A 26,170-nucleotide genomic window follows, 5' to 3' on the forward strand; every position below is an offset into this window, starting at 1 on the left:
CCACCGAACTCAACGAACGCCCCAGGGCGGCGCTAGGCTACCGCCCACCAGTCGAAAAGTTCGCTGAGCTCATCGGTGCATCCACCACTTGAAACCGCCTGACGCGAACCGGTGTGACATTGGTCGGCACCATCAGATGGGGAAAGTGGCTACGACGGTCGTGCCGGAACCAGGGGCCGAGGTGACGTCGAAGGTGCCGCCGACGTTCTCGACGCGAACCAAGTGCGACGCCAGACCGATGTGCCCCTCGGCAACGCGCTCCGACACCACGTCCAGATCGAATCCTCGCCCGTTGTCGGCAACCGTCAGCACCATCGGCCCATCGGTCACGGCGAGGTCGAGATTCACAGCCGTGGCGCCCGCATGTTTGGTCACGTTGGTGAGCAGTTCGCGAGCCACCTGATAGATCAGTTCTTCGTTCTGGGGGTGCCCCACCTCTTCGACGTGGGGCGTGACCTCCACGTCCCGACGGCTGTGAAACTCGGCGAGTTCGCGCAGAGCCGCCGTGAGCCCCAACTGTGCCAGTACCTGCGGGTGCAGCGTCGTGACAGTGGATCGCAGTTGCGAGGCCGCGTCTCGGAGGGTTGTCTCCGCCGCGTCGAGAATCGCGTTCGGATGGTTCTCACGCACTTCCTCGACGTCCATCCGCGCCACCAACACGCTCTGCAGCGGCCCGTCGTGAAGATGCTCGGCCAGTTGACGGCGTTCGCGCTGCTCTGCGTTCATCGATTCCGCGACGAGCCGCCTCCGAATGTCGAGAAGTGCTGCGACAGTAGCGGAACGCCGCACCAATACGTACGACAGTGCGGTGGTGGCCGCCGCCAACCAGAGCAGGAAACCGAAGTAGAGGTAGACCTCGTCGGGAAATCCCACGGTGTCGTCACGTTTGGAGTAGACGACCCAGACGATCTGGTAACCGACTGCCGTGCAGAGCCCGACGACGGCCGTGAGCACCGGCCGGTACTGGAACGCCACCGATATCGGGAGCAGAAAGAAGACCGGCAACAACAGCGCGGTCGCGCCGCCGGATGCCACGCACAAGCCCACCACCGCAACGACATCCACGACGGTCGACGCCCAGCCGGACCACGTACCGAGGTCCACTGTGAACACGACGATCACCCACACCACGGAGAACGCGCCGTACGCGATCAGCAGTGCGGTGAACACGTGTGGTTGCCAATGCGTCACCTGAATTACAGTGCCCAACAACGCCATCAGCCCGAGAAGCGGCAACCGTAGAACTGCGATGACCCGCACCGCTTCTCGGGTGTGGTGCCTGAGGATGCCCAGCTTCTCGTCGTGGGGCAACATCACTCCAACAATCCGCTGCGCATCGCTTCCGCGACCGCCGCACCACGATCGTTGACACCTAGCTTCTCGTAGAGACGTTGCACGTGAGTCTTCACTGTGGAGGGTGCGAGGAAGAGTTCGGCGGCGATGGCCGGCACCGACATTCCGCGGGCGATCATGGCCAGCACCTCTCGTTCACGGGCACTGAGAGCGGGACCCTCCGGCCGATGACGTCGTCGCACCTCTCCCACCAGACCGGCCGCGAGTCCCGACGGCAATACGTCGCGCCCGCCCGCACAGTCGAGTACGGCACGCACGATGTCGGCGCGAGTCGACTCCTTGGGCAGAAAGCCCGCGGCGCCGTCCGCGAGTGCGCGATAGACGATCGCGGCCTCGTCGTGCGCGGAGAGAAGGAGAACCCGAGTGGGGAGTTCTTCGTCGCGGACAGCAGCGGCGACCTGCGTTCCGTCGAGGTGCGGCATCCGGTAGTCGACGACGGCGACCTGCGGACGTAGTTCGCGAATCATCTCGAGGGCGGCGGCGCCGTCGTCCGCTTCACCGACGACGTCCACCACTCCGCTGGCGGTGAGGGCACGCACGACACCGTCACGGAACAGCGGGTGATCGTCTCCGACCACGGCGCGCACGTTCTGATTCGGTGCCATCCGGACCATCTCCTCAGCTCAGGATCGCACGTGCGCGGACGCAGGGTCCACCGATCGGGGGACAAACAGGTGGTCCACGGAAAGAGCCGAACGTCCGACATACGGGAGTTCGGATTCGCCGGATAGTGAGATCACACCGATTCGAGGAGTCTCCATGCACACCCTTCGCCGCCGATTGACCACGTTCGTCACGGTTCCGGCCCTCACCGGACTCTTCGTGGCGGCCACCAGTCGGTCCCGCCCCCAGGGCTTGCAGGGCACCGGAACCACGGTGTCCATGACGATCACGAACGACACCGACGCGGAGATGACCCTGGTGGGCTCGTCGAATCCCCGAGGACGTTGGGTCGTCGCACCACCCGCGACGCTCCCGCCCCGGTCCACTGCGATGGTGTCTGCATGGAGCAACGGCCTCGACGGCCTCGACGGCCTCAACTTCGGGGTCAGATATGCGGTGCGAGACGTCGAAGCCGTATTCAGCGCAGGCAACCGCACCCCTTACGGCGCGGACATAGCCGGGACCAGGATCGAGGGCGCGAACCGCGCGCGATACGGGATCAGCACGCGAATCGACACCTGCTACCCCGCGATGGCGCTCGAGTACCGCCTTCACTGCGCAACACCCCGCCCCTGACGCCTGACCAATGTCACACCGGTTCGCGTCAGCTGAACCGGTGTGACATTGGTCAGGGGCGGGGAGGAGAGAAACAGACAATGCTCGCGCACCGCGTATTTCGGTGGACAAACGTCCAGGTGGACACGCGGTTCATCCAGCTTTCGGGGTGCCGTGAGGACGCCGGATCAGTATCGTCGAATGGTCGGGACCCGAACTCCGGGCCCGATCGACAACGCGAGGAGTCGACATGCTGTTGCGGTTTCCGGGCGTGTACGGGCCTCGGGAAGACACCTGGCTGCTGGCCGGCCAGATCGACGACGAAGACCTCGGTCCACAGTCACGCGTACTCGACGTCTGCACCGGCACCGGCGCGCTCGGGATACGCGCTTCGAAAGCGGGTGCCGGTCACGTCACCGCTGTCGACATCTCACGCCGAGCCGTATTGAACGCCCGCATCAATGCGGTCCTGGCCGCGACGCGGATTCGTGCAATCCGAGGAGATCTCATCGCTGACGTGCAGCACGAGCGGTTCGATCTGGTGGTCAGTAATCCGCCCTATGTTCCCGCTCCGGTCGACGCACTGCCCACCAGCGGGCCGAGCCGTGCGTGGGACGCGGGCAGGAACGGGCGCGCACTGCTGGACCGGATCTGCGAGGACGTGCCCGATCTCCTCGCACCCGACGGCGTGCTCCTGCTCGCACAATCCGAGATGAGCGACGTAGAGAAGACTCGAAACATGCTGGAAGAGGCCGGGCTTCGCGTATCGGTCCCGAAGACCACCTGTATTCCGTTCGGCCCGGTTCTCGGAAGCCGGCGAGAACTGCTCGAAGCACAGGGTTTCACTTCACCCGGGCAGGATTCGGAGACGCTCTACGTACTCAGGGCCGTCAAATGATCGGTTGTGCGCAGCGAACTTCTCCCGGCACTCCAGCTTTCGGTGAGGTGATCACCGAGCAGGTCGTCGAACGCGAGACACGCCGCGGCACCGAGAAGAACGTCGTCGGCAACCTCGGGACGGTCGGCGACGAGGCCACCGGCCAGGTCTCGGATCACGATCTGCTCGTGCATCGAGTCGGCCTCGACGTGTTCGTCGAAGAATCGCGTCGCCTCCTTGCCGAATCCCAGACGACGCAGTCCGGCGCTGTACTTCTTGCACGGCAATGCCGAGGTCGCTTCCACCGCACACAGGTGTCCGACGAGAGCACCGATTCGACTGCGATGCAGGCCGAACATGGACAACGCGTTCAACGAAGCCAACGTGACCGCAGGCACGGCATCGACGTAACGGGCGTAGTCGTCGCGAAGCCCGAGCTCCCGCATGGTGGTGGCGAACAACGTGGAGTGCATTCGCTCGGCGCGTCCGCCTCCGTATTCGTCGGACTGCACCTCGACGAGCGCCGCTTTGGGACCTCCGGCCAGTCGCGGGATCCCGAGGGTGTGGACGTCGGCTTCGCGGAGTTGGTTGAGGGAGCGGTGAATCAACAGCTCGCGATACTGGTCTTCGGTCGCCTCGGTGGCCATGAAGCCGGCGAGACCCGGCCCCACGCTGGGCGCGGTGAGGTCCCACAGTGCCTGTACCACGTTCGCACCGACGGCAGGCGGGTCTGCCAGCGCACGGATTCCCGCCGCGAACGGAGCTTCGAGCGCGCTCCTCGCAGCCAGGAGGTCCGGGTTCCATTCCCATCCGTCACCCACGCCGACGACACCCTGCAGATGCAGCTCGTACAGCACGGTGAGGCAGATCTGGATGTCGCCGTCGTGGACGATCTCCACTGGATCAGCAGCAGGCTCGGCGACGAGGGTCTCGATCAGAGCAGTCAGCTCGCATGCATTACGGCCGTGTCCGAGGAGAATGGAGACGAGGAGCTCGCTCATCGGCCCACGCGGAGCCGGAACAGGCATCGAATGCGAGTCCGAGGTGGTCATTCATGAACTCCGTCCCCGGGTCCGGCGACACCGAACCCGACGTCACGATCACGGTCTGCGCCGACGGGCCGCTACTCGTACGTGGTGCGCCGACAATCCTCGACACCGACGGTAACCCAATCCCGAACAACCGGGCGACCGTTGCGCTGTGCCGCTGCGGCCGTACGTCCATTGCGCCGTTCTGCGACAGTTCGCACAAGAAGAAGGTGCGCAGGAATCCGGCGGGTAGCGATGACTGACCGGACGGTCACGGAACCCCTGGCCCTCACTGCGGCCCAATCGGCGATCTGGTTCGCGCAGAGGATCGCCCCCGACGTCCCGTTCGTGATCGCGCAGTACGCGGAACTCCACGGCCGTCTGAACATCGACCTCCTGGTGGCGGCGTATCGCAGGGCATACCTCGAACTGCACGTCGGATGCCGTCTGGTCGACATCGAGGGCACGCCCCACACCGTCCCGGATCTCACCGCCGATGCGCCCGTGACGGTCGTGGACCTGCGGGACGCCGGGGCCCCCGTCGATGCGGCGCTCGAGTGGATGACGAACGATCACCGTCGCCGACTGGACATGTACGACGAACATCTCGTCGTCTCGTATCTCCTTCGAACCGGAGACGACCATTGTTTCTGGTACTCGCGCGCACATCACATCGCTCTCGACGGCTATGGCGCCATGCGGTTGATCGAGCGGACCGCGCAGGTCTACGCGTCTCGAAGCTCGGGTTCCACGCCCACGCCGTTCACCGCCGCGTCCCCGAGTCGAATGCTGGAGGAGGACCGCGCGTATCGGTCGTCGTCGCGCCGGGACAGGGACAAGTCCTTCTGGCGCGCGCAGGCGAACGACCTGCCACCCGGCGTGGGCCTGAGCCGGGCCCTTGCCCCTGGTTCTGCGTCCACGACCTCCCACACTGTGAGCGGATCCGTATCCACCGACGAGCTGGCTGGAAGCGGCCTTCGGTCCGCGGCCCGCATCATCGCCGCCTTCGCCACGTTCGTCGCGGTGTGCACGGAGACCGACGACGTACTCCTCACCCTCCCGGTCACGGCCCGCACCTCGGCATTACTCCGAGCGTCGGCGGGTTCGGTGTCGAACGTCCTGCCGCTCCACATCCGCGACGTCACTTCCTGCACCGTCGCCGAGATCGTCGCCCGGACCGAAGCGGCGTTGGTCTCGGTGCTGCGCCACCAGCGCTACCGGCGCGAAGACATCGGACGCCAGTATGCGACGGGGTCCACCGATCCAGCGCAGTTCGGGCCGGTCGTGAACCTGATGATGTTCGAACAGCGGATCGACCTCGGCGAGGTGACCGGCCGTATCCAGGTGCTGACGACCGGCCCCATTCCCGACCTCGCCGTCAACGTCTACCCGGGCGCGAGAGGGACGAAGCCCCGCCTCGACTTCGAAGGCAACAGTGCTGCGTACACGAGAGCGGAACTCGGCACCCATCACCGTCGCTTCATGCGGTTCCTCGACGAATTCGCGGCAGCCGAACAGTCCACCCCGGTCACCGATCTCGATCCTTTCGATTCCGATGAACGCCGCAGTCATGCGCGGTTGCACGGTGAGCCGTCCCGCTCACCGACCACATTGGACCGGCTACTCACAGGCATGGTGGAGCGGTCCCCCGACGCAATCGCCTTGGCGGACGACCGTGGCACGCTCACCTACGAAGACCTGGACCGCGCGTCCGATCGGCTTGCTCGCGCACTCGTCGACCGTGGCCTCGGACCGGAAGATGTCGTTGCCGTGGCAATCTCACGATCTCGACTCTCGGTGATCGCATTCTGGGCGGCCGCGAAGGCCGGCGTCGCGTACCTTCCTGTGGACCCGCGTCACCCGGATCACCGAATCAAGTACATGCTCGACGACTCCGGGGCCGCCTGCGGGCTCACCGTGTCCGACGAGTTGGGGACACTGCCCCGTTCCCTCGAATGGATCGCGATCGACGGTCCCGATTTCGAACGTCGCGGACCGAACGAACCGCTGTCCGGATCCGATCGAGTTGTGCCGCTCGATCATCGGAACCCCGCCTACATCATCTACACCTCGGGATCCACGGGAAGACCCAAAGGCGTTGCGGTCACCCATTCCGGACTGGCAGACCTCGCCGCAGTGATCACCGAGAAGTACGGCATCACCTCCGATTCCCGCGTACTCCATCTCGCTTCACCGACCTTCGATACGGCTGTCGTGGAAGTCCTTTCCGCAGCGATGGCCGGTGCCACACTCGTCGTCGCCCCCACGATGTCCTTCGGCGGCGAGGCACTGACGCGGCTTCTACGCGACGAGCGCATCACCCACCTGCTCGCCACACCGTCTGCCCTCGCCACTGCCGACCCCGACGGACTGAACGATCTGAATCTCGTGATCGTGGGCGGAGAGCCGTGCCCTCCCGCACTCGTCGATCGGTGGGCCGAGCGGCGCGCGATGCGAAACGCGTACGGTCCCACCGAAACCACGTGCAGCGTGACGATCACCGATCCGCTGGACCCTGATCGCGCCGTATCCATCGGTGGCCTCATGCGCGGTGTGGCGGCCACGGTCAGAGACTCTCGTCTCCGGCCGGTTCCGCCAGGTGTGTACGGGGAGCTGTACATTTCCGGCCCCAGCCTTGCCCGTGGCTACCACCGGCGACCTGGCCTCACCGCCACCAAGTTCGTTGCCGATCCGGGCGGAAAGCCCGGTGCACGTGCGTTCCGAAGCGGTGACCACGTCAGATGGGACGACGAAGACGATCTCGAGTTTCGTGGCCGATCGGACGGACAGGTGAAGCTTCGCGGGTTGCGCATCGAACTCGGCGAAATCGATGCTGCACTCGGAGGATTCTCTGACGTCACGTTCGCCGTGACGATGGTGCGCCGTCCAGAGGGCACCGATCCGTTCCTTGCGTCGTACGTCGTGCCCACGGAGAATTCCACGATCGATCTGGATGTGCTGCGGTCGACGCTCCGAGAGTGTTTGCCGGAGTACATGGTGCCCGCGGTCGTCACCGTGATCGACTCGATTCCGTTGACACCCACCGGCAAGCTGGATCGATCCGCCCTCCCCGAGCCACGGTTCGGCCGGAGTACGTGCCGCTCCCCCGAAGCTCCAACCGAGCATGTGGTGGCAGAGGCATTCTCCGAAGTCCTCGCTGTCCACAACCTCGACGCGGAGCAGTCCTTCTTCGACCTCGGCGGCGACTCGCTCTCCGCAACCAGAGTGGTGGCCCGCATAAACGATCGGTGGGGAACCGACCTGGGAGTTCGCGAATTGTTCGACGCCCCCACCGTTGCGAGCCTCGCAGCGCGGCTGCCCGCAACCGCCTCGGCCGAGAACGCCACGAAGCTGGGCGCCCTCGACGTACCGGAAATGGTCCCGCTCGCACCGTCGCAACAGTTCATCGACCGAGAGACGATCGAGCCTGCCCTGTACAACATTGCGTTCACGGTGGGCGTGCGAGGCGTTCTGGACCCAGACGCGTTCAGAGCTGCGCTCGGTGACGTCGTGCGTCGGCATCGCACCCTGCGAACCATCTACCCGGACTCCCCGACCGGCCCGCACCAGCAGGTCCTCCCGGTGGACGACGTCACTTCCCGGCTCGAGATTGCGGCCCTGGATTCGGAGACGATGGATCGAGTTCTGCACGCCGGGTTCGATGTGCGAGTGGAGCCTCCGCTGCGGATCGTCGTCTTCGAGAACAGCACGACCGATCACACGGTCGCATGCGCCGTCCACCACATCTCCGTGGACGGATGGTCCATGGCCGTGATCGCTCGTGACCTGATCGCCGCGTACTCCGCGCGGGCGCACGGTGGCGCACCCCGGTGGCCGCAGTCCGACATCACATTCGCCGACTACACGATGTGGCGGCTGGCCACACTCGGCTACGAAGCGGACTCGTCGAGTACCGCTGCCTCGCAGATCGTCTACTGGCGGGACCGACTGAACGGGCTGTCCGGGACGGGGCTACCCACCGACCGCCCACGGACACAGCGATGGACATACGAAGGAGGTCGGGTGGACTTCACCCTGGACTCCGCACGACACCGATCCGTCGTCGACGTCGCACGCAGCCGACGAACAGGGGTTCATTCGGTGTTGCACGCTGCGGTGGCAGTTCTGGTGTCGAGACTGACCCGTAGTTCGGACGTCACTGTCGGAGTGCCGGTCTCGGGGCGTGGACGTCCCGAGCTCGACGAGATGGTCGGCATGTTCGTCAACACAGTCGTCCTTCGCACCGAGGTGGTGCCGCAGATGTCGTTCATCGACGTCGTCGACGCGGCCCGCGACACCGAGCTGGAGGGGTTCGCCCGATCCGACATTCCGTTCGAACGTCTGGTGGAACTGCTCGATCCACCCCGTTCACCGGCGCTGCACCCGTTCTTCCAAGTGGCGATGTCCCTGGAGAACTTCGCCCCCGCCCGGCTCGAGCTGGACGGACTGGTTTTCGACGTCACTCCCGCTCAGCCGCGCATCGCGAAATGCGACGTGCATTTCTACTTCACGGAGCGGTTCGACGACAATGGCGCACCCACGGGAATCGACGGCCATGCGCTGTATGCAGCCGACCTCTTCGACGAATCGACAGTCAAGGTGATGGTGAAGACCCTCGGCACGATCCTCGACGCCGGCACCTGACCAATGTCACACCGGTTCAGCTGAGCTGAACCGGTGTGACATTGGTCAGGGGTGGGGAGAGAGAATCAGCGATCGCGCTGATGTTTCGGCTTCCACACGACCAGCGCGGTGCTCCGCGGAATCGGCACGAGGTCACCTCGGTAGCCGCCGTGCAGGCGGGCGATCTCGTCTGCCAACTCCCGCACTCGGTGTTGTAATGCTTCCACCTGATTGGTGAGAGCGATGATGCGTTTGATGCCGGCGAGGTTGACGCCTTCGTCCTGTGAAAGTCTTTGTACCTCACGAAGCATGGCGACGTCGCGGGGTGAGTAACGGCGCCCGCCGCCTGTTGTGCGGTGCGGGATGACGAGACCGAGACGGTCGTAGTTGCGCAGCGTCTGCGCATGCATCCCTGCCAGCTCTGCCGCAACCGAGATCACGAAGATCTGGGCGTCAGGATCGATGGCCGTTTCGCGCGCATCGCGTGAGCGATCGTTCATCAGACACCTGCCCACCCGGCCCTAGGATCGAATCCACTGGCCTGTTCAGCTTCCAGATACGTCTTCAATGCTTCGGTCGCGGGATCGTCCAGCTTCTGCGGGACGGCGACCTTCACCGTGACGAGCAGATCACCGCTTCCGCCACCGCGCTTGGGAACACCGCGGCCGCGAACACGCAGGATCCGTCCGTCCGCTGTGCCTGCCGGAATCTTCACTCCGACGCGGCCTTCGAGAGTCGGAACGGAGACGGTGGTGCCGAGAACCAGTTCGCCGTAGCTGACCGGAACGACGAGCGTGAGATCGTCGCCGGTACGCCCGAACACCTTGTCGGAGCGAACGCGAACGGTGACGAACAGATCGCCCGACGGCGCACCGCGCAGACCGGCCTCACCTTGACCGGCGAGACGAATCTTCTGCCCGTCGCTGACGCCGGAGGGAACACGGACGGTGATGGTGCGAGTGCGGTTGGTGACTCCGCTTCCTCTGCAGTCGTCACACGGCGAATCGATGATCGATCCGGTCCCCCGGCAGTCGTCACACGGCTCACTGAACCCGAATGCGCCCTGGTTGCGGCTCACTACGCCGGACCCGTTGCAGTGGGGGCACACTCGCGGGCTGGTCCCCGGCTTGGCGCCACTGCCGTGGCACGTGGTGCAGGGGGACGGGCTGGTCAGCCGGAGCGGAACCGTGACGCCGAGTGCGGCTTCACGGAAGTCGAGAGAGGTCTCGGTCTCGACGTCGCTGCCGCGACGCGGGCGGCTGGTACGGGTTCCCCCGCCGGGCGCTCCGCCCCGGTTGAACATGCCACCGAAGATGTCTCCCAGGCCGCCGTCGCCTGCACCGCCACCGAACAGGTCGTTGATGTCGAAGCCGCCCTGGAAACCGCCGCCGCCGGCGCCGGGGCTGAAGCCCCCACCGCCGCCACGACTGAAACCGCCGCTGGCGAACAGACGCCGCGCTTCGTCGTACTCCTTGCGCTTGGCCGGATCGCCGAGCACTGCTTTTGCTTCACTTACCGTCTTGAACCGCTCTTCGGCTTTCGTGTCGCCGGGGTTCTTGTCGGGGTGCAGGCTCGAGGCCAACTTGCGGTATGCCCGCGTGATCTCGTCCTGCGAGGCGTCGGAGGAGACGCCCAGCTCCTTGTAGAAGTCCTTCTCGATCCACTCCCGTTGACTCACTGGGCGTCTCCCTCCTCTCGCTTCTTACTGTTGTTCCGACTCGGCAGCGGATGCCTCGTCGGTGTCGATCGGGTCGGCAGGAGCAGCCCCGTCGGCACGATCCGTCACGGCCACCATCGCATGTCGCAGAACGCGATCACCGAACTTGTAGCCCTTACGCATCACCGTGCCGAGAACAGGATCGCTGCCCTCACCTTCGTGCTGGACCGCTTCGTGCAGCTCCGGGTCGAACGGATCGCCCTCGGCACCGAACTCGCTCAGACCGAGCGAAGTGAGACTACCGGTCAGCTTGTCCGCAACACTCCTCAGCGGCCCCGAATCGAGATCACCGTGGGCCCGAGCACGATCCAGGTCGTCGAGAACGCCGAGCAGTTCGCTCACCACCGACGCCTTGGCGCCGGCGATGTCGGCCTGCTTGTCCCGCTGCACACGGCGGCGGTAGTTGGCGTACTCGGCCTGCAGACGCTGCAGATCAGCGGTGCGCTCGGCGAGTTCGGTGTTCTCCGGTTCCACCACCTCGGCTACGGCTTCGTCGGCCTCCGGAGCAACGCCCTCTGCTGCGTCCCCTGCAACTTCCGAGCCGGCAAGCGGCTGAGCTTCCCCAGCCGCTTCCCGTACTTCACCGGTATCGGGGTCGATCTTTCGCTTGTCCACGAAAGTTACCGGCTCCTGCTCGGAATTCTCGGACGTCACTTCTTCTCCGAGTCGGACTCGGACGGCTCGTCGACAACCTCGGCGTCGACTACGTCGTCACCCTGGCCGTCCGCGGATGCGCCATCCGTGTTGGACGCTTCCTCGGCAGCGCTTGCCTCGTAGATGGCCTGTCCGAGTGCCTGCGACTCCGTGCTCAGCTTCTCGACGGCTGCCTTGACTGCCGAGATGTCCGTGCCTGCAAGCGATTCCTGTGCTTCCTTGATCGCTGCCTCGACCTTTTCCTTGGTCTCGGCGGGCACCTTCTCCTCGTTGTCCTTGATGAACTTCTCGGTCTGGTGCACGAGCGACTCGGCCTGGTTGCGGGTCTCGGCCTCTTCGCGGCGGGTCTTGTCCTCCTCGGCGTGAGCCTCGGCGTCCTTGACCATGCGGTCGATCTCGTCCTTGGACAGACCGGAGCCGTCCTGGATCTTGATCGTGTTCTCCTTGCCCGTGCCCTTGTCCTTGGCGGTCACGTGCACGATGCCGTTGGCGTCGATGTCGAAGGTGACCTCGATCTGCGGCACGCCACGCGGGGCGGGCGGCAGGTCGGCCAGCTCGAAGGAGCCGAGCAGCTTGTTGTGCGAGGCGATTTCGCGCTCACCCTGGAACACCTGGATCTGCACCGAAGGCTGATTGTCGTCAGCCGTGGTGAAGGTCTCGGACCGCTTGGTGGGGATGGTGGTGTTGCGCTCGATGAGCTTGGTCATCACGCCACCCTTGGTCTCGATACCGAGGGACAGCGGGGTGACGTCGAGGAGCAGAACGTCCTTGACCTCGCCCTTGAGGACACCGGCCTGCAGTGCGGCGCCGACGGCGACGACCTCGTCCGGGTTGACGCCCTTGTTGGGCTCGCGTCCGCCGGTCAGTTCCTTCACGAGCTCGGACACTGCGGGCATACGGGTGGAGCCACCGACGAGCACGACGTGGTCGATGTCCTTGACGGCGATGCCGCTGTCCTTCACGACGGCCTGGAACGGCGCGCGGGTGCGGTCCAGCAGATCGGAGGTGATCTTCTGGAACTCGCTGCGGGACAGCTGCTCGTCGAGGAACAGCGGGTTCTTGTCCGCGTCGACGGTGATGTACGGCAGGTTGATCGAGGTGCTCTGGCCGGAGGACAGTTCGATCTTGGCCTTCTCTGCAGCCTCACGCAGACGCTGCAGGGCCATCTTGTCCTTGGTCAGGTCGATGCCGTTCTGCGCCTTGAACTTGTCGACGAGCCAGCTGACGATGCGCTCGTCCCAGTCGTCGCCACCGAGGTGGTTGTCACCGGAGGTCGCGCGAACCTCGACGACGCCGTCGCCGATTTCGAGCAGCGAGACGTCGAAGGTGCCGCCACCGAGGTCGAACACCAGGATGGTCTGCTCTTTGTCGCCCTTGTCCAGGCCGTACGCGAGTGCGGCGGCGGTGGGCTCGTTGACGATGCGCAGCACGTTGAGGCCGGCGATCTGGCCGGCTTCCTTGGTGGCCTGGCGCTGAGCGTCCTCGAAGTACGCGGGAACCGTGATGACGGCGTCCGTGATGTCCTCGCCGAGGTACGCCTCCGCGTCACGCTTGAGCTTCATGAGCGTGCGGGCGCTGATCTCCTGCGACGTGTACTTCTTGTCGTCGATCTCCACGTTCCAGTCGGTGCCGACGTGGCGCTTGACGGAGCGGATGGTGCGATCGACGTTCGTGACGGCCTGGTTCTTGGCGGGCTGACCGACCAGGACCTCACCGTTCTTCGCGAATGCGACGACCGACGGGGTGGTGCGTGAACCTTCGGCGTTGGCGACCACTACGGGCTCGCCGCCTTCCAGCACAGACACGACCGAGTTTGTAGTACCGAGGTCGATACCGACGGCACGAGCCATAAGTGTTTCCTCACTTTCGTATTGCAGCTGGTGGACTTGCGTGAATGCTGCGGTGGGCGCTTGTGTGTGACGCTGGTGAGCGCCCTCCGCTCAAGTTTGCACCCGAAGGCTTTCCGGCGTCAACTCGAACCTGAGTCGCTTGCGCTCAACTCTGTCATAGGGCTCAACGGAGCACGCGACAGGATTGTTCCCGCCGCGGAGAATCCCCAGCTCGGTGAGGCATCAGCTCAGATCGTGCAGTAGTCGTTGACCGTTCCGCCATAATGCGGATCGGGGTCGTACTCGTCCGCCGAGGACCCCCCGTAGTACGGATCGGGGTCGTATTCGTCGTTGCTGGTGCCGCCGTAGTGCGGGTCCGGGTCGTAGGGATCGTTCGATCCCCCGGGCACCGAAGCACTGCAGTAGACCACCGGGTCGGCGCCCGCCGGCGGAGCCAGAGCCACTGCCGCGCCGATTCCCACCGACGCCAGAGCGACCGATGCAACGAGGGTGGCCGAACCTGTCAATGCGCTTCGAATGTTCATAGTTCGATCTTTCGTCTCACCAGGAACAACAACATCCAGGAAGCACCTGATTCCGCCCCTGAGAAATCGACCCCGAGCCGACCCTGGCTCGCAACTCGAAACCTATCGACACGTATACGGTAGGGGGGTATGGTTTGCACTACCAGATCACGCCGCCCGGGCAGGCGGAGACGCTGATTCGAGGAGGAGAAGTGGAACATCCGAGCTCGCATTCGGCGACCACCACACAGCACGAACACGTACCCGCCGAGCACCAGGGGCACGACGAACACCAGGGACACGGGGCTCACGGGGCTCACGGGGAGATGTTCCGGCGCAAGTTCTGGGTGAGCCTTGCCCTGTCGATACCGGTAGTGGGCTTCAGTCACATGTTCGCCGACCTACTCGGGTATTCGGTGCCGGACTTCCCCGGGGCGGGGTGGGTCGCACCGGTGCTGGGCACGGTGATCTTCGTCTACGGCGGCATGCCGTTCCTGACCGGCGCAGTCGCCGAGATGCGATCGCGCCGACCCGGAATGATGTTGTTGATCGGCATGGCCATCTCGGTGTCCTTCATCGCGTCCTGGATCACGACCCTCGAGATCGGCGGCTTCGATCTCGATTTCTGGTGGGAGCTGGCGCTGCTGATCGTGATCATGTTGCTGGGGCACTGGCTGGAGATGCGCGCACTGGGCTCGGCCTCGGGAGCACTCGACGCCTTGGCCGCACTGCTACCGGACTCCGCGGACAAGGTCACCGACGACGGCGTCGTGGAAGTCTCGATCTCCGACCTCGAGACCGGCGATGTCGTTCTTGTCCGCGCGGGGGCACGGGTGCCGGCTGATGGCACCGTGATCGAGGGCAGCGCCGAGGTCGACGAGTCGATGATCACGGGCGAATCCAAGCCGGTCACCCGCCGGGTCGGTGACACCTTGGTCGCCGGGACCGTCGCTACCGACAGCGCACTACGGGTCACGGTCGACGCAGTCGGCGAGGACACCGCGCTGGCCGGCATCCAACGCATGGTCGCCGACGCCCAGGAGTCGTCGTCGCGGGCCCAGGCATTGGCCGACCGGGCCGCCGCCTTCCTGTTCTATTTCGCCAGCGGCGCAGCGACAATCACGTTCGCCGTGTGGGCAGCATTGGGCAACCTCGACGAGGCCGTGGTCCGAACCGTGACCGTTCTGGTCATCGCCTGCCCGCACGCTCTGGGTCTGGCCATCCCTCTGGTGATCGCGATTTCCACAGAACGCGCAGCCAAGGCCGGTGTGCTGGTCAAGGACCGCCTCTCGCTGGAACGGATGCGCACCGTCGATGTGGTCCTGTTCGACAAGACCGGCACCCTGACGCAGGGAAAGCACGCCGTCACAGGGATCACCGCCGCCGACGGCACCGACGAAGACGAACTGCTCCTGCTCGCCGCCGCAGTCGAAGCTGACAGCGAACACCCCGTCGCCCGGGCCATCGTCGCCGCCGCCGGGTCGAAGGCCCCCGCCGGAACACAACGCCGTGCCGAAGGATTCCAGTCACTGCCCGGGCGCGGGGTACGTGCCACGGTCGACGATGCCGAGGTCAGCGTGGGCGGGCCCGCGATGCTTGCCGATCTCGAAACCAGCGCGCCGCCGGAGGTGGCCCGAGTGACCGAGCGGTGGGTGGCACGCGGCGCCTCGGTGCTGCACGTCGTGCGTGACGGCCGGGTCGTCGGGGCGATCGCTCTCGAGGACACCGTCCGCGACGAATCGCGTCAGGCCGTCGACGCCCTGCACGAGCGCGGACTCCAAGTCGCGATGATCACCGGCGACGCCCGTCAGGTCGCCGACGCCGTCGCCGCCGACCTCGGCATAGACGAGGTGTTCGCGGAGGTCCTCCCAGAAAACAAGGACACCGAGGTCGCCGAGCTACAGGGCCGCGGCCACACAGTGGCGATGGTCGGGGACGGCGTCAACGACGCCCCCGCCCTGGCGCGGGCCGACGTCGGGATCGCGATCGGCGCAGGCACCGACGTGGCGATCGAATCGGCCGGCGTGGTCCTGGCGGGCAACGATCCGCGAGCGGTGCTGTCGATCGTCGACCTCTCCCATGCCAGTTACCGGAAGATGTGGCAGAACCTGGTCTGGGCCACCGGCTACAACATCATCGCGGTCCCCCTGGCCGCCGGAGTGCTCGCCTTCGCCGGCATCGCGATCTCCCCTGCAGTCGCAGCCGTGTTGATGTCGATCTCGACGATCGTCGTCGCACTCAACGCACAACTACTGCGTCGCCTCGACCTGGACCCCGACCGGCTCATGCGACAATGAATCTGATGCCAACCTCGTCGGTTCCAGGGTCACCGACACGCCCTCGACGGCAACTGTCTCGACTGATCGCGGTCGGGGCGGTCCTGCTGGGCATCGTGTTCATGCATTCGGCTCCTCTCGTTTCCCCCGCCCCCGATTCCACCGGGCATCACGGCGTCGCATCATCGGAGCGCGCGGACCAGAACCGCACAGGCGCGTCGTCGATCGCCGCAGCCTCCGAGAACGGATGCGAGGGCGGCCACTGCTCTCAGCACACGGGGCTGCACCTGTGCATGGCTGTGGTGGTGGTCGCCGCGCTGCTGTCGATCTCACGTCTGCATCTCGTCGCTGCTCCCGCCGAACGGAATCTGCGTCCCCGAGTCTCCTGGCTACGACGCGGGGAGCCCCGAGCACCACCTTGGACCACCCCGACCCTCACTCAACTGTCGATCTCGAGGGTGTGACAGGTGACCCACCGCGGTGGGTCACCGACCGGGCACATCTGCCCGAACACCCCTTCTTACTTCGACTTCCGAGGAGCTTCATCATGTGGATCAACCGTTTCGACCGCGCCAAGTTCGCCGTGACCGCCGGAGCTGCCATCGCAGTGCTTGCCGTTGCCGGCTGTAGTGACGACAACAACGACGGGCACGATATGAGCGACATGCCTGGCACGTCCGCCGTCCAATCCGAGACCGCGAACGCGGAGAGCGAGTCCGCTGCGTTCAACGATGCCGACGCGGAGTTCCTGCAGATGATGTATCCGCATCACGAGCAAGCCGTCGAGATGGCGAACATGGTCGACGGCCGCACAACCGACCAGCAGGTTATCGATCTGGCCAACGACATCGAGGCCGCTCAGGGACCCGAGATGAAAGAGATGACCACCCTGCTCCAGCAATGGGGCAAACCCGCACCCGAGATGGGCGGCATGGATCACGGCAGTGGCCATATGAGCGGGATGATGACCGACGGGCAGATGACCGAACTCGCCGGCAAGAGTGGCGCCGAGTTCGACACCATGTGGCTGACGATGATGGTCGATCATCACGCCGGTGCCATCGACATGGCGGAGACGGAACTCGCGGATGGCGAGAACACCGACGCCAAGAACATGGCCACCGCGATCATCGAGGCGCAGCAGGCTGAAATCACCACCATGAATGCCATGTTGTCGCAGAAGTAGTACGACCGGGCTATTTTTCCGGGGACGTCGTGCGCAGCTCGGCGACCAACGCCTCCACCGCCGGCAGCGCATCGAGCAGTTGCCGGCGGTGGTCTGCATCGAGCCGATCGATCACCTCGGCGATGTGTTGCGACCATGCCGCCCTGATCATGTCGCGGTGCCGGATCGAGGTTGCAGTGGGGTGCAGTTCGACTATCCGCTTGTCATGGGGTGCGGGGCTGCGCCTGACCAGGCCCTCCGCGACCAGTGCCCGGACCGCGGCGCTGACGTTGTTCGGATGCATCGCCAGTCCGGCCGCTGCGGCCGAGACGCTGATCCCGGGCTGGTCGTGAACGGTTTTGAGGACCGCAAGCTCGGGGGCGGGAAGCGCTTTCAATCCGACTGTTTCCACCGGTTCCCGGCGCTGAATCAGCCAGCTCAGATCACGCAGAATCGCAGCGAGGTCCTGAGTGGGATCGGCGACGCGATCGGTGCTGGGCATCCCGCGATATTACCAATGAACCAATAGCCTATGTTTCAATAGGTAACTGGACCGGCCTGGTCCGCCACTCCTCATGCTCGATTGGATCCCTTCAGCCCCATGACTACCTCCGTCGTCGAACGTTCGGCGCCCCTGCCCCCTTCGGCGCTACTGATGGCCGTACTGGCTCTGCTGACCGCCGTGCCGCCACTGGCCACGGACATGTACCTGCCCGGATTCCCCGCGATGGCAGAAGATCTCGGCACCGGCGCCAGCAGCATCCAATTGACCCTGACCGCCTTCTTCATCGGAATGGCATTGGGACAATTGGTGATCGGGCCCCTCTCGGATCAGTGGGGCCGACGGACTCCGCTGCTCATCGGCTCTGTCGTCTGCCTCGTCGCCGGCATCGGCACGGCGCTGGCACCCTCGATCGAAATGCTCATCACCGCACGCTTCGTCCAAGGGTTCGCCGGCGCGGCAGGTGTAGTACTCGCTCGCGCAATCGTCGCCGATCGCACACAGGGGCCACGCGCAGCACAATTGTTCGGTTTGTTGATGATCATCGGCGGTGTCGCACCCGTCGTGGCCCCACTGGTCGGTGGGCTCCTGATCGATTCCATCGGGTGGCGGGGGGTGTTCTGGATTCTTTCGGGCCTGACGGCTCTCATGGTGGTCGCAGCAACCCTGTTCGTCCCAGAGTCCCTGCCCGCCGAAGACCGTCACGCCGGCGGACTGTCCAACCTGCTCGTCAGCGTCGGCAAGGTCGTGCGCAACCGCACGTATATGGGGTACACGCTGGCCTTCGGATTCGCCTTCACCGCGTTCTTCGCGTACATCTCGGCCTCGCCGTTCGTGCTACAGAACATCTTCGGGTTGTCCGCCGGTATGTATGCGGTGGTGTTCGCCGTGAACTCGCTGGGCTTGATGCTCTCGAGCTCGCTCGCAGCGGGGCTGGCCAATCGCTTCAGTCTCCGCGGCATGCTCGGCGTCGGCATCCTGGCACTTGCGGTGACCACCACGGCGCTGTTGGTGTGGGTACTGGTGGGCATCAGCCTGTGGCCTGCCCTGGTGTTGCTGTTCTTCACCGTTCTGAGCTTGGGCTTCATCTTCGCCAATGCCGCGACCCTGGCCACCCTCGAAGTTCCGGGAAGTGCAGGTACCGGCTCGGCTGTACTCGGTGCGGTGCAGTTCGGTCTGGCCGCGATCATTTCCCCGATCGTCGGACTCGGTGGCGAAAACACCGCCGCACCGATGGCGGTCGCCATGGTCGTTGCCGCGTTCGTGGCCGGTGCGATGTTCACCATGACCGCCCGAGGTGCCACCACCGATGACATCGATGTCGACACCGAGTCCGTGGCCACCGTCGGCTGATCAGCTTCTCCGGGCGGTCGCGGATGTCCTTGCCACCGTTCCACGAGCCACCAGTTCGATGGTGACCGCCACCGTGATGGTCTGGGCCAGTAGCAGTCCGACGAGAACGAGGATCTGGACGGCTCCCGCCTGAACTGCCGAACCGCTGGCCAGCAACACACCGACGAAGGCACCGGGCAGCGTCACCAGACCCACCGTCCGAGTCTGGTCCAGCCCCGGGAGCAACGCGTCGGAGGCGGCCGGACGGACCACTTCGAGTCGTGCGTCGCGGTCGGTCATCCCCAAGCTCATGGCGGCCTCCACCTCACCCCATCGCTGCCCGACCGCGTCGAGTCCTTTTCGGGCAGCAAGGGAGGTGGCGGTCATCGCGTTCCCGAGCACGATGCCACCGACCGGCACCAGTGCGACTCCTTCGAAGGGCACCACCCCACTGATCAACATCATGGGAAGCACCGCGCCGATCCCGGAGACGAGCGCAACGGCCAGCCACCACGCCGAGCGCCCTGCGTTCGCCCTCCGTACGGACGTGAACACCGCGGCCCCGAGCATCACCACCAGGACCAGAATCGACGACCACAGGTGCGTGAGCGCTGCCGTCAGCACCAGCGACACAGCGGCGAGCTGAAGCGCTCCGCGCGCCGCTGCGGCGGGCGGTACCCACGGTCGCCCCAGCGCCGTGACGCGATAGACGACCGCTGCGCACACGAGCATGACCACGCACAGAACGGCGAGCGCGACACCGGGGTCGGCCAATGACGTACTCACCGGCTCAGTCTTCCCCAAAAGATCCGTGGCGGATGTCGAGATCGAGCACACTGGTTCGACGTTCCCTGTACCAACCACCTCAGGAGGACGACATGAACACCCCACTCGGCTCCATTCTGCTCGGCAGCACCAACCCCGACCGACTGCGCTCCTGGTACATCGATGCTTTCGGCGGTACCGATACCGGAAACGGCCCGGTCCTGTTCGGGGAGGTCGGCATCCTCTTCGAGCATCGGGACGACGTCGCGACCACCACTCCCGAACCCGGACGGGTCATCCTGAACTTCAATCCCGACAACGTACGCGCAGCCGAATCGAACCTGAACACCCTCGGCGTGAACTGGCTGGCACACGTCGAAGACCGCGGTCCCGGCCTGTTCGGCACCGTCGTCGACCCGGACGGTAACTACGTCCAGATCATCGGAATGAAGCCGGACTACTACGCGACACAGCAACCAGCAGGAGCATTACCCTTGGCACGCCGGCCCTTCAGTGGGTTCGCAGTTCGCGACACCGACGAGGCGAAGCGTTTCTACACCGACACGATCGGTCTCGAGGTCACGGACGAGGACATGGGAACCCTCGGGCTGCACCTGGGCGGCACGCACACCGTCCTGCTCTACCCCAAGCCCGATCACCAGCCCGCCGGCTACACGATCCTCAATCTGCCCGTTCCCGACATCGAGCAGGCGGTCGACGAACTGAGTTCGCGGGGCGTGACGTTCGAGAAGTACGAGCACATGCCCGCCGACGAGAAGGGAATCTTCCGAGGCGGCGGACCACTGATCGCCTGGTTCACCGACCCCTCGGGCAACGTCCTGTCCGTGCTGCAGGACGACTAGGAGAGATTCGATGAAGTATCTACTGCTCATCCTGCACAACCCGGAGTCGTCCGCCGTGGTCAACCAACGTTTCGACGCCATGATGGACGAGCACCGTACAGTCGGGAATCCGCTGATCGACCGGGGCGACCTCGTCCACACGGGCAGGCTCGACGAGCCCGGCACGACCAAGAGCGTCGTCGTGCGCGGCGGAGTGCCGACCGTGACCGACGGTCCGTATGCGGAGTCCAAGGAACAGCTCGCGGGCTACTACGTGGTGGAGTGCGACACCGAACAGGAAGCGATCGACATCGCCTCACGCATTCCGGATGCGCGCTACAACGCGGTCGAAGTGCGGCCGATCCTGGAGTCGTTCACCCGCGGCGAGGACGACGTGATCTGGCCGAAACCCGAGTAGCGCAATGCGATACATACTCCTCGCACACGGCGACAGCCCAGTGGAGTTCGACGAGTCGTCGGTCGATGCGATCACTTCGTCCGGTGAGCTCATCGACTTGGCGGTGCTTGCGCATCCGAGTCTCGGCACGCGCGAACATGGCACCGGCGCAACTCTTTCCGGGTACGTCGTGGTCGAATGCGAATCGATGGATCGGGCCCGCGGAATCGCACGCACCCTGACCGACCGGTCTACCGAAATCGCGATTCGGCCGGTCATGCGCGCGGCAGGAATGGAGATGTGACAGCGGACCGCCCCACCGAGGACTTGTTGCGGGAGTTGGCACCACAGGTTCTCGGTGCGGTGGTCCGCCGCTACGGGCATTTCGATACCGCCGAGGATGCGGTCCAAGAAGCCCTGCTGGTCGCGTCGAATCAGTGGCAAGCGGAGGACTTGCCGGAGAATCCACTCGGCTGGCTGATCACGGTGGCCGCTCGGCGACAGATGGACCAGTTGCGCAGCGACAGCGCGCGACGAACCCGCGAAATGAATGTCGCGGCACTGACTGCCCCGCTGGTTGCCGATGAACACTCGCCCACATCAGGGGTAGAGGACACCCTCTCGCTGCTGGTGCTGTGCTGTCACCCGTCGCTGTCCTCGGCGTCGCAGATCGCGCTCACTCTCCGCGCTGTTGTCGGCCTGACCACTGCGCAGATCGCGGGTGCGTTTCTCGTTCCGGAAACGACCATGGCCCAACGGATCAGCCGGGCCAAGCAGAGCATCAAACGTGCGGGCGCCCGTTTCGAGATGCCGACACGCGTGGATGCCGACCGTATGAGGGCCGTTCTGCACGTGCTCTATCTGATCTTCAACGAGGGCTACACGTCCACCTCGGGGAAGGACCTGCACTCCCCGGAGTTGACCGCCGAGGCCATTCGCCTCACCCGAACAGTGCGTCGCCTGCTTCCCGACGACGGCGAGGTTGCCGGGCTACTCGCGTTGATGCTTCTCACGGATGCCCGGTCGGAGGCACGTACTCGCGCCGACGGCACACTCGTTCCGCTGGACGAACAGGACCGCGGTTCGTGGGACCGCGACCAGATCAGCGAGGGAATCGACCTGATCACTGCAGCGTTGGCGCGCAACCCGCTCGGCCCCTATCAATTACAGGCCGCGATCGCTGCGATCCACTGCGAAGCGTCGAACTCCTCGGATACCGACTGGCCACAGATCGTGGCGTTGTACGACCTTCTCGCGCAGTTCGACGACGGGCCGATGGTGTCGCTCAATCGGGCTGTCGCACTGGCGATGGCCGACGGACCGCAGACCGGTCTCCTCGCCCTGGATTCGATGACCGGCGATGCGCGAATCACCGAACATCACCGGTGGTTCGCGGTGCGCGCTCACCTTCTCGACCTCGCCGGCGATTCGGCCGCCGCTCGGACGGCCTACGAAGAGGCCGCGCGCCGCACTACCAGCCTCCCCGAACAGCGATATCTGGAAAAGAAGGGTCGAGACGTTTAACTAGGACCGTTCCTGACCTCAATCCCCCATAGCGTAGCCATCACCACCAACTCGAAGGAGCACGCGACATGAGCAACACGGCCTCGGCACTCACCGGTGAACGCGCAGACCTGCTGGCGATTCTCGAAGATCAGCGGCACAACTTCCTCATCACCCTGCGCGGGCTCGATCAGGAGCAGGCACTCGCGCGGACCACCGTGAGCACGTTGACGCTCGGTGGGCTCGTCAAACATCTCGCCCACGTCGAAGGTGATTGGATCACCAAGATTCTCGAACCGGACGAGAACGCCGAGTTCGACATGGAGTCCGCGATGGACACCTACCAGCTCAACGAAAGCGAGTTGTTCTCCGAGCAGGTGAAGAAGTACGAGGCGGTGGCACAGCGGACAAGAGATACGATCGCCGGCCTCGACGACCTGGACGTGCTGGTGCCGCTGCCCACCGCTCCGTGGGCACCCGAGCGCGAATGGTGGACGGCCCGAAAGGTCCTGCTGCACATCATCAGGGAGACCTCGCACCACTCGGGGCACGCGGACATCATTCGCGAATCCCTGGACGGCGCGAACACCACGATGCAGATGGGCGCGGACGCCGGGATGGAGTTCTGACCCAACCCTTTCCCTGACCAATGTCACACCGGTTCAGCTCACGCGAACCGGTGTGACATTGGTCAGGGGGCGGGAGTCAGGATGCGGTGGCTATCTGCGTCTTCAGACCCTGGGCGAACGCGCGGGCGGCCTGCAGATCGTCGGCGTCCGGCCGGCCCTTCCTCACCCCGCCGACCAACTTCAACGGCGCCCAGGTGTCGAACGCCCGGCACGAGAACGTGTCGACCACGGTCAGCCCCCTGTCACTGACCAGTCGTGCGAGAGAACGGCTGTACCGCCGAAAGGGCGGCTCGGGAAACCCGCTGGTGCAGAAGATGAACGCTGGGGTTCCGCGCTGCGAGGGCATGGTTCGGATGAATTCTCGTAGCTGCGGGTGAAAAGACATGTGAAAGATCCCGGATCCGAGGCCCACCAGGTCGTAATCTCCCAACGTGGCTGGATCGACTTGTTCGGGAGTCAGGACCCGAGCCGACAGCACGTCGCCCATGGCGTCGGCGACCTTGCGAGTATTTCCGTGCGAAACGGACGTGCACACGATCAGTGTCTTCACAGTGGGTCTCCTGTCGATTTCGAGTTCTCGTCGGGTCGTGTCACGCGTGTGAGCGGGCGCAAGGTACTGCTATCGCCGAGCTTGTCGGGGTTCCGGACGACGTAGAGGCCGTGCACGAGCCCGTCGTGGATGTCGAATACGAGCACGGAATCGGTCTGTCCCTCGTCGGTGATCAACAGAGCGGGTAGCGCATTGAAAGTCGTCAGGGTCGCCCCGAATCCCGCCATGGACTTACATGCGAGACCGACGATGAAGCGGGCAACCCGTTCGGACCCGACGACGGGTTTACGTGCCGCAGTCACCTTTCCGCCGCCATCGGTGATCTCGACGACCCCTGGCGCCATCAGATCCATCAGTTGTCGCACGTCCCCGTTTCTGGCAGCGAGGAGGAACTGTCCGACGATGGTGTCACTCGACTCTCGATCGGGCCGGAAGCGCGGCCGACGTGCATGGACGTGCCCACGGGCACGATGCGCAATCTGCCGAACGGCCGCATCGGATTTGTCCACCATGACGGCAATTTCCTTGTGGCTGTACCCGAACACCTCGCTGAGAACGAACACGGCCCGCTCGTGTGGACCGAGCGTCTCGAGCACCAACAACATCGCGATCGATACCGACTCGGCGAGAAGAGCATCCTCGTCGACCTCGGGCGCAGTGCTGATCGGTTCGGGGAGCCAGCTGCCCACGTAGTCCTCGCGGCGGCGCCGTGCCCCTCGCGACAGATTGAGCGCCTGCCTGGTGACGATTTGCGCCAGAAATGCGCGTGGACTCTCGATCGTCGTCGCATCGACGGCAGACCAGCGTAGGTAGCTCTCCTGCACGACGTCCTCCGCGTCTGCGGCGCTGCCCAGAATCTCGTATGCGATGGTGAACAGCAGCGGACGGCACTCTGTGAACACCTCTGTGGTCGCGTCTGGCATACGACCTCCTTACCTTTTCGCCGGTCGGTCCGACAACGTATGGACACCGACCGTCGCGAAGATGTGACAACAGGCCGGATTCGCCCGGTTTCCCTCCCCATTTCCCCTGACCAATGTCACACCGGTTCGCGTCAGCTGAACCGGTGTGACATTGGTCAGGGGCGGGGGGTCACATCGGCGCGATACCCAGTTGGGCAATCCGCCTCCCGTCCATGCGCGTGACGGTCAGCCGATGGTCGCCGACCACCACACTGTCTCCGGCATGCGGAACTCGACGAAGTTCGAACATCACGAACCCCGCAACGGTCTCGTACGGACCCTCCGGAATCACGATGCCGGTGCGTTCGCCGAACTCCTCGATGATCAGCAGCCCGTCCACTCGAGGTGCGCTCTCGCGGCCTGCCCCGATCTCGCCGATCAGCTCCTCGACGATGTCCTCGAACGTGACGATCCCTGCGGTGCCGCCGTATTCGTCCACCACCACAGCCATTCTCATGTTCTCGGTTCGCATCACCGACAGGGCGGACAGGGCCGGTTTCGACCCGGGTAGGTGCAGAATCTCGGTCGTCACGTCGCGAGCAGTCGATACGCCCGCACCCGCAACGAGGAGATCACGAACGTGGACCACTCCGACGACGTCGTCGAGCGAGTCGCGGTTGACCGGGTAGCGAGTGTGTCCGCCGTGCAGCGCCTGCGCGCGTGCGTCGTCGACGGGCGTACCCGCATCGATGAATTCGACTTCGGTGCGTGGACGCATCACCTCCGCCAGAGAGCGCTGCTGAGTGTCGAAAACGTCTGCGAGGATGCGGCGTTCGTCGTCACCGAGCGCGGTGTGGCCGGTCACCAGGTCACGCAGTTCGGCGTGAGTGATGCTCTCGCTCTTCTTCGTCGGGTCTCCGCCGAGCAGGCGCACGCACAGGTCCGTCGACGCGGACAGCATCGCTATGACTGGCCTCATCACCACCGCGAATCGATCGATGACCGGACCGACTGCCAGCGCGACGCCGGTGGCCCGTTGCAGCCCGATGCGCTTGGGCACCAGTTCGCCGAGTATCAGTGACACGTAAGCGATGACGAGGGTTGTCCCGACGAGGGCACATGCGTTCGCCACTCCCGGTGAAAGGCCCCACTGTTCGAGGGTCGGCACCAGGTCCGGTGCGACGGCGGAAGCACCGTAGGCCGCAGAGAAGAAGCCGGCGACGGTGACGCCAACCTGGACGGCGGAGAGGAAGCGGTTCGGGTCACGGGCCAGGGCGGCGGTCCGCGCACCGCGTGATCCCCGGCTCTCCAGATTCGCAATCTGGCTGTCGCGCAACGTGACGAGGGCAATCTCGGCCCCGGCGAACACGCCTCCGACCAGGATGAACACCAGGACCAGCACGAGGTTGGCGACGAGCGGTTGAGTCATCTCGGGTGCATCCTCGGTCGAGTGCACTCAGTCTAGAGCAATACCGACATTTCGG

Annotated in this window: 26 protein-coding genes; 13 read left to right on the plus strand and 13 right to left on the minus strand. The window is 64.9% G+C overall.

All coding sequences use genetic code 11. The features are described from left to right. Positions 1 to 132 precede the first annotated feature (132 nt). Positions 133 to 1,311, minus strand: a complete 1,179-nt coding sequence (locus ACZI8R_RS20035; RefSeq protein ID WP_463381470.1) for a sensor histidine kinase — start codon at positions 1,309 to 1,311, stop codon at positions 133 to 135. Positions 1,312 to 1,313: 2 nt separating this feature from the next. Continuing rightward, entirely contained in the window at positions 1,314 to 1,958 is a 645-nt protein-coding gene (locus tag ACZI8R_RS20040; protein ID WP_463381423.1) for a response regulator, read from the minus strand. Between the two features lie 154 nt (positions 1,959 to 2,112). On the opposite strand from ACZI8R_RS20040, the gene ACZI8R_RS20045 reads away from it, so the two are divergent. After that, a complete protein-coding gene (locus tag ACZI8R_RS20045) occupies positions 2,113 to 2,592 on the plus strand; it encodes a hypothetical protein (RefSeq protein ID WP_463381424.1) in 480 nt (159 codons plus the stop codon). Between the two features lie 229 nt (positions 2,593 to 2,821). Continuing rightward, a complete protein-coding gene (locus ACZI8R_RS20050) occupies positions 2,822 to 3,469 on the plus strand; it encodes a HemK2/MTQ2 family protein methyltransferase (protein WP_463381425.1) in 648 nt (215 codons plus the stop codon). On the opposite strand, the gene ACZI8R_RS20055 is transcribed toward ACZI8R_RS20050, so the two are convergent. Further along, the gene (locus ACZI8R_RS20055; protein WP_463381426.1) at positions 3,445 to 4,500 is read right to left on the minus strand and encodes an iron-containing redox enzyme family protein; all 1,056 of its coding nucleotides are present in this window, start codon (positions 4,498 to 4,500) and stop codon (positions 3,445 to 3,447) included. The genes ACZI8R_RS20050 and ACZI8R_RS20055 overlap by 25 nt on opposite strands. Positions 4,501 to 4,502: 2 nt before the next feature. Between ACZI8R_RS20055 and ACZI8R_RS20060 the strand changes: the two genes are divergently transcribed. Then, positions 4,503 to 4,739 carry a CDGSH iron-sulfur domain-containing protein gene (locus ACZI8R_RS20060; protein WP_463381427.1) on the plus strand — a complete coding sequence of 79 codons (237 nt, stop codon included), beginning with the start codon at positions 4,503 to 4,505 and terminating at the stop codon, positions 4,737 to 4,739. Further along, positions 4,732 to 9,120 carry an amino acid adenylation domain-containing protein gene (locus ACZI8R_RS20065; protein ID WP_463381428.1) on the plus strand — a complete coding sequence of 1,463 codons (4,389 nt, stop codon included), beginning with the start codon at positions 4,732 to 4,734 and terminating at the stop codon, positions 9,118 to 9,120. Before ACZI8R_RS20060 ends, ACZI8R_RS20065 begins: the two co-directional genes overlap by 8 nt. A 65-nt stretch (positions 9,121 to 9,185) precedes the next feature. Here the strand turns inward: ACZI8R_RS20065 and ACZI8R_RS20070 are convergent, their stop codons facing one another. The 5 genes from ACZI8R_RS20070 to ACZI8R_RS20090 form a co-directional block, all read right to left on the minus strand. After that, the gene (locus ACZI8R_RS20070) at positions 9,186 to 9,599 is read right to left on the minus strand and encodes a heat shock protein transcriptional repressor HspR (protein ID WP_463381429.1); all 414 of its coding nucleotides are present in this window, start codon (positions 9,597 to 9,599) and stop codon (positions 9,186 to 9,188) included. Then, complete coding sequence (dnaJ, locus tag ACZI8R_RS20075) at positions 9,599 to 10,777, minus strand: molecular chaperone DnaJ (RefSeq protein WP_463381430.1); 1,179 nt, start codon at positions 10,775 to 10,777, stop codon at positions 9,599 to 9,601. Before dnaJ ends, ACZI8R_RS20070 begins: the two co-directional genes overlap by 1 nt. Before the next feature lie 24 nt (positions 10,778 to 10,801). Further along, positions 10,802 to 11,470: a nucleotide exchange factor GrpE gene (gene grpE / locus ACZI8R_RS20080; protein WP_463381431.1), complete on the minus strand. Its 669-nt coding sequence runs from the start codon at positions 11,468 to 11,470 to the stop codon at positions 10,802 to 10,804. Beyond that, entirely contained in the window at positions 11,467 to 13,320 is a 1,854-nt protein-coding gene (gene dnaK, locus ACZI8R_RS20085) for a molecular chaperone DnaK (RefSeq protein ID WP_463381432.1), read from the minus strand. The genes grpE and dnaK overlap by 4 nt, the downstream gene beginning before the upstream one ends. A gap of 227 nt (positions 13,321 to 13,547) precedes the next feature. Further along, on the minus strand, positions 13,548 to 13,844 hold the full coding sequence (locus ACZI8R_RS20090) for a hypothetical protein (RefSeq protein WP_463381433.1): 297 nt from the start codon (positions 13,842 to 13,844) through the stop codon (positions 13,548 to 13,550). 305 nt (positions 13,845 to 14,149) lie between these two features. Between ACZI8R_RS20090 and ACZI8R_RS20095 the strand changes: the two genes are divergently transcribed. The 3 genes from ACZI8R_RS20095 to ACZI8R_RS20105 all read left to right on the plus strand — a co-directional run bounded on the left by ACZI8R_RS20095 (position 14,150) and on the right by ACZI8R_RS20105 (position 17,285). Next, positions 14,150 to 16,120, plus strand: a complete 1,971-nt coding sequence (locus ACZI8R_RS20095; protein ID WP_463381471.1) for a heavy metal translocating P-type ATPase — start codon at positions 14,150 to 14,152, stop codon at positions 16,118 to 16,120. Between the two features lie 5 nt (positions 16,121 to 16,125). Next, on the plus strand, positions 16,126 to 16,563 hold the full coding sequence (locus tag ACZI8R_RS20100) for a DUF6153 family protein (protein WP_463381434.1): 438 nt from the start codon (positions 16,126 to 16,128) through the stop codon (positions 16,561 to 16,563). An 83-nt stretch (positions 16,564 to 16,646) separates the two neighbouring features. After that, positions 16,647 to 17,285, plus strand: a complete 639-nt coding sequence (locus tag ACZI8R_RS20105; RefSeq protein ID WP_463381435.1) for a DUF305 domain-containing protein — start codon at positions 16,647 to 16,649, stop codon at positions 17,283 to 17,285. 10 nt (positions 17,286 to 17,295) lie between these two features. On the opposite strand, the gene ACZI8R_RS20110 is transcribed toward ACZI8R_RS20105, so the two are convergent. Further along, positions 17,296 to 17,766: a MarR family winged helix-turn-helix transcriptional regulator gene (locus ACZI8R_RS20110; protein WP_463381436.1), complete on the minus strand. Its 471-nt coding sequence runs from the start codon at positions 17,764 to 17,766 to the stop codon at positions 17,296 to 17,298. A gap of 99 nt (positions 17,767 to 17,865) precedes the next feature. On the opposite strand from ACZI8R_RS20110, the gene ACZI8R_RS20115 reads away from it, so the two are divergent. Next, entirely contained in the window at positions 17,866 to 19,119 is a 1,254-nt protein-coding gene (locus ACZI8R_RS20115; RefSeq protein WP_463381437.1) for a multidrug effflux MFS transporter, read from the plus strand. Here the strand turns inward: ACZI8R_RS20115 and ACZI8R_RS20120 are convergent, their stop codons facing one another. Continuing rightward, the gene (locus tag ACZI8R_RS20120) at positions 19,120 to 19,884 is read right to left on the minus strand and encodes an ABC transporter permease (RefSeq protein ID WP_463381438.1); all 765 of its coding nucleotides are present in this window, start codon (positions 19,882 to 19,884) and stop codon (positions 19,120 to 19,122) included. A 92-nt stretch (positions 19,885 to 19,976) separates the two neighbouring features. Here ACZI8R_RS20120 and ACZI8R_RS20125 point away from each other — a divergent pair, with 92 nt between their 5' ends. From ACZI8R_RS20125 to ACZI8R_RS20145, 5 genes are all read left to right on the plus strand, one after another. Next, a complete protein-coding gene (locus ACZI8R_RS20125; protein ID WP_463381439.1) occupies positions 19,977 to 20,726 on the plus strand; it encodes a VOC family protein in 750 nt (249 codons plus the stop codon). A gap of 10 nt (positions 20,727 to 20,736) precedes the next feature. After that, complete coding sequence (locus ACZI8R_RS20130) at positions 20,737 to 21,123, plus strand: YciI family protein (RefSeq protein ID WP_463381440.1); 387 nt, start codon at positions 20,737 to 20,739, stop codon at positions 21,121 to 21,123. Between the two features lie 4 nt (positions 21,124 to 21,127). Further along, on the plus strand, positions 21,128 to 21,406 hold the full coding sequence (locus tag ACZI8R_RS20135; RefSeq protein ID WP_463381441.1) for a YciI family protein: 279 nt from the start codon (positions 21,128 to 21,130) through the stop codon (positions 21,404 to 21,406). Further along, positions 21,403 to 22,626 carry an RNA polymerase sigma factor gene (locus tag ACZI8R_RS20140; protein WP_463381442.1) on the plus strand — a complete coding sequence of 408 codons (1,224 nt, stop codon included), beginning with the start codon at positions 21,403 to 21,405 and terminating at the stop codon, positions 22,624 to 22,626. The genes ACZI8R_RS20135 and ACZI8R_RS20140 overlap by 4 nt, the downstream gene beginning before the upstream one ends. Positions 22,627 to 22,694: 68 nt before the next feature. Further along, entirely contained in the window at positions 22,695 to 23,234 is a 540-nt protein-coding gene (locus ACZI8R_RS20145) for a DinB family protein (RefSeq protein WP_463381443.1), read from the plus strand. 76 nt (positions 23,235 to 23,310) lie between these two features. Here ACZI8R_RS20145 and ACZI8R_RS20150 read toward each other — a convergent pair whose 3' ends face one another. The 3 genes from ACZI8R_RS20150 to ACZI8R_RS20160 form a co-directional block, all read right to left on the minus strand. Next, positions 23,311 to 23,784, minus strand: coding sequence for a flavodoxin family protein (locus tag ACZI8R_RS20150; RefSeq protein WP_463381444.1), 474 nt, complete (start codon positions 23,782 to 23,784; stop codon positions 23,311 to 23,313). After that, the gene (locus tag ACZI8R_RS20155) at positions 23,781 to 24,707 is read right to left on the minus strand and encodes an RNA polymerase sigma-70 factor (RefSeq protein ID WP_463381445.1); all 927 of its coding nucleotides are present in this window, start codon (positions 24,705 to 24,707) and stop codon (positions 23,781 to 23,783) included. Before ACZI8R_RS20155 ends, ACZI8R_RS20150 begins: the two co-directional genes overlap by 4 nt. 169 nt (positions 24,708 to 24,876) lie before the next feature. Beyond that, positions 24,877 to 26,115 carry a hemolysin family protein gene (locus tag ACZI8R_RS20160; RefSeq protein ID WP_463381446.1) on the minus strand — a complete coding sequence of 413 codons (1,239 nt, stop codon included), beginning with the start codon at positions 26,113 to 26,115 and terminating at the stop codon, positions 24,877 to 24,879. Between the last annotated feature and the right edge of the window lie 55 nt (positions 26,116 to 26,170).

The organism is Rhodococcus huquni (genome assembly GCF_055231055.1).